3 protein-coding genes are annotated in these 3,843 nt (G+C 61.6%); all 3 read left to right on the forward strand.

Translation table 11 applies throughout. The features are described 5' to 3' along the window. Nucleotides 1–2: 2 nt before the first annotated feature. The 3 genes from ACR0DX_RS22585 (at nucleotide 3) to ACR0DX_RS22595 (ending at nucleotide 3,802) form a co-directional block, all read left to right on the forward strand. Nucleotides 3–479 (forward strand): (2Fe-2S)-binding protein, encoded by a 477-nt coding sequence (locus ACR0DX_RS22585; RefSeq protein WP_480847507.1) that lies wholly within the window; start codon nucleotides 3–5, stop codon nucleotides 477–479. Between the two features lie 75 nt (nucleotides 480–554). Then, a complete protein-coding gene (locus ACR0DX_RS22590) occupies nucleotides 555–2,915 on the forward strand; it encodes a xanthine dehydrogenase family protein molybdopterin-binding subunit (RefSeq protein ID WP_170356922.1) in 2,361 nt (786 codons plus the stop codon). A 95-nt stretch (nucleotides 2,916–3,010) separates the two neighbouring features. Continuing rightward, nucleotides 3,011–3,802, forward strand: coding sequence for an FAD binding domain-containing protein (locus ACR0DX_RS22595; protein WP_170356923.1), 792 nt, complete (start codon nucleotides 3,011–3,013; stop codon nucleotides 3,800–3,802). Nucleotides 3,803–3,843: the final 41 nt, after the last annotated feature.

Raw genomic sequence — 3,843 nt, forward strand, 5'->3', positions numbered from 1 at the left:
AGATTTCGATGACTGTGAACGGCGTAGCTGTGAGCGGTGAAGTTGAGGGTCGGACGTTATTGTCTGGATTTTTGCGTGATCATTTGGGGATGACAGGGACGCATGTTGGGTGTGACACGGCGCAATGTGGTGCGTGTGTTGTGCATGTTGATGGTCAGGCTGTGAAGTCGTGCAACATGCTTGCGCTTGAGGCGGACGGGTCTGAGGTTGGTACGATTGAAGGCCAGGCGACTGCGGATGGGTCTTTGAACACCATTCAGCAGGCGTTTCAGGATCATCACGGTCTTCAGTGCGGGTTCTGCACGCCGGGGATGGTGATGAGTGCGGCGGCCTTGCTGAAGGACAATCCGCGCCCGACCGAGGCCGAGATCCGGCATTATCTGGAAGGCAACCTGTGCCGGTGCACGGGCTATCATAACATCGTCAAGGCGATCATGGCCGCATCGGGTCAGGACGTCGGCAGCATCGCTGCGGAATAAACGCCACTGCGGGCCTGTAGCGCCCGTGGAAGGACAAGGATGCGTTAGCATCCGTTTATGGGAGGAGAACAAGCAATGCCCAAAGACAGTGGCATCGGAGCCAGTTCCAAGCGGCGCGAGGACGTGCGCTTTCTGACCGGAGCGGGCAATTACACCGACGACATCAACGTGGCCGGACAGGCCTATGTGTATTTCCTGCGCTCGGATATCGCGCATGGCCGGATCACCAGCATCGACACTTCGGCGGCCGAGGCCATGCCCGGTGTGGTCAAGGTGTTCACCGGCAAGGATTTCGAAGGGGTGGGCGGCATCCCCTGCGGCTGGGAGGTGACCGACAAGCATGGCGCGCCCATGCAGGAACCGGCGCACCCCATTCTGGCGCAGGGTAAAGTGCGCCATGTGGGTGATCCCATCGCGGCCGTGGTGGCTGACAGCCTGGAACAGGCGCGCGATGCGGCCGAGGCGATCGATCTGGATATCGAAGAACTGCCCGCCGTGATCGACATGAAGGCCGCCGCCCAGGAGGGCGCGACACTGGTCCATGACGATCTGAAGAACAACATCTGCTATGACTGGCAGCTGGGCGAGGCGGATGACGCTAAAGTCAACGAGGTCTTCGCCAATGCGGCGCATGTGACCACGCTGGATCTGGTGAACAACCGTCTGGTTGCCAACCCGATGGAGCCGCGCGTGGCGGTGGCGGAATACAGCCGCGGGACCGAGGATTATACGCTCTATACCACTTCGCAGAACCCGCATGTGATCCGCCTGCTGATGTGCGCCTTCGTTCTGGGCCTGCCGGAGCATAAGGTGCGCGTGGTGGCCCCGGATGTGGGCGGTGGTTTTGGCACCAAGATCTTCCACTATGCGGAAGAGGCGTTTGTGACCTTCGCCGCCAAGGCCTGCAACCGTCCCGTCAAATGGTCGGCCAGCCGGTCCGAGGCGTTCATGTCCGATGCCCATGGCCGCGACCATGTCAGCACGATCGAGTTGGCGCTGGATGCGGACAATAACTTTGTCGGTCTGCGCACCAACACCTATGCGAACCTTGGCGCCTATCTGTCGACCTTCTCAAGTTCCGTGCCCACATGGCTGCACGGCACGCTGATGGCAGGCAATTACAAGACGCCGGTCATTCAGGTGAACGTGAAGGCAATGTTCACCAACACGGTGCCGGTGGATGCCTATCGTGGTGCTGGCCGGCCCGAAGCGACCTATCAGCTGGAGCGCGTCGTCGACAAAGCCGCGCGCGAGTTGGGGGTCGATCCCATTGCGCTGCGCCGTCAGAACTTCATCACCCAGTTCCCCTATGACACGCCGGTGGCGCTGACCTATGACACCGGGGATTACAACGGGACCATGGACAAGCTGGAGGCCGCCGCCGATCTGGCCGGTTTTGCCGCGCGGCGTGCGGAAAGCGAGGCCAAGGGCAAGCTGCGGGGTCTGGGCATCAACTGCTATATCGAGGCCTGTGGTATTGCGCCCTCGAACATCGTTGGCATGCTGGGCGCGCGCGCGGGTCTGTATGACGCGGCGACCGTGCGGGTGAACGCCACCGGCTCGATCAGTGTCATGGTCGGCGCACACAGCCATGGGCAAGGGCATGAGACCGCCTTTCCGCAAGTCGTGGCCGACATGATCGGCATCGACGAGTCTATGGTCGAGATCGTGCATGGCGACACCTCGAAGATCCCGTTTGGCATGGGCACCTATGGTTCGCGCAGCCTTGCGGTTTGTGGCTCGGCCATGGTCAAGGCCACCGAGAAGGTGATCGACAAGGCCAAGAAGATCGCCGCCCACCTGCTGGAGGCCTCCGAGGCCGATATCGAGCTGAAAGACGGTCAGTTCAGCGTCGCGGGCACCGACAAGTCAGTGGCCTGGGGCGATGTGACCCTGACGGCCTATGTGCCGCATAACTACCCGCTGGAGGTCGAGCCGGGGCTGGAGGAGACCGCGTTTTACGACCCGGCCAACTTTACCTTCCCCTCGGGCGCCTATGCCTGCGAGGTCGAGCTGGACCCCGAGACCGGCAAGGTCAGCATCGAGGCCTTCACCGCCGCCGATGACTTTGGCAATATCGTCAACCCGATGATCGTGGATGGCCAAGTGCATGGCGGTATCGGTCAGGGTATCGGTCAGGCGTTGCTGGAGAACTGCGCCTATGATGAGAATGGCCAGCTGCTGAGCGCGTCCTTCATGGATTACGCCATGCCCCGCGCCGATGACGTGCCCTTCTACGGCGTCGATCATTCCAGCCAGACGCCCTGCACGCATAACCCGCTGGGGGTGAAGGGCTGTGGTGAGGCTGGGGCTATTGGCTCACCCCCTGCGGTGGTCAATGCGGTTCTGGATGCGATGAACTCGGGCGGCAAAGCGGTGGATCACATCGACATGCCGGTGAGCCCGTCGCGCGTTTGGGCGGCGATGAACAGCTGAGAGGTTGGGGTAGCTGGGGGCTCTGCCCCCAGACCCCCGAGGTATTTATAGCCAGATGAAGAGCGGATCTATGTTCTTCGGAAAGGAAAAGCGGAATGTATAATTTCGAGTTTGAGAAGCCCTCGACCATCGCCGATGCGGTGGCTGCGTTGGGGGCTGAGGATGCGCAGGCGTTGGGGGGTGGTCAGACACTGATCCCGACGTTGAAGCAGCGGTTGGCGGCGCCCTCGGCGCTGGTGTCGCTGAGCGGGATTGCCGAGATGCAAGGGGTTTGCATCGAGGATGATGGCTCGGTCGCTATCGGTGGAGCGACGACCCACGCCACGGTGGCGCGCGAGGCGGCGGCAAGCTATCCGGCGCTGGCAGCATTGGCCGGTCAGATCGGGGACCCGGCAGTGCGCAATCGCGGCACAATTGGTGGGTCGGTGGCCAACAATGATCCGGCGGCCTGTTATCCGGCAGGGGTGTTGGGTTCGGGCGCGACCGTTGTGACCAATACGCGGCAGATTGCGGCGGATGATTTCTTTCAGGGCATGTTCACCACCGCGCTGGACGAGGGTGAGATCATCACCCAGATCCGCTTCCCGGTGCCGCAGGCCGCAAGCTATCAGAAGTTCCTGCAGCCGGCCTCGCGCTTTGCGTTGGTGGGGGTCTACCTGGCACGGTTCGCGGATGGTGTCCGCGTCGCCGTCACCGGTGCCAGCGAAGATGGTGTATTCCGCTGGTCCGAGGCCGAGGAAGCCTTGACCAAAGAGTTCCGCGCCGACGCCCTGATGGGCCTGAAGGTGAACCCAATGAACATGATCGGCGATCTGCATGGCAGCAAAGACTATCGTGCACATCTGGTCAGCGTCATGACCAAACGCGCCGTCCAAGCCTGTAGCTAAATCAAACGTCAGCCCTGAAAAAAACAGGGCTGACTTTAGGA

The organism is Ruegeria sp. D3 (genome assembly GCF_056534465.1).

Excerpts from the sequence above, each read along its gene's own strand:
- ACR0DX_RS22590 (WP_170356922.1), top strand. The coding sequence starts at position 555 with ATGCCCAAAGACAGTGGCATCGGAGCCAGTTCCAAGCGGCGCGAGGAC.
- ACR0DX_RS22595 (WP_170356923.1), top strand. The coding sequence starts at position 3,011 with ATGTATAATTTCGAGTTTGAGAAGCCCTCGACCATCGCCGATGCGGTG.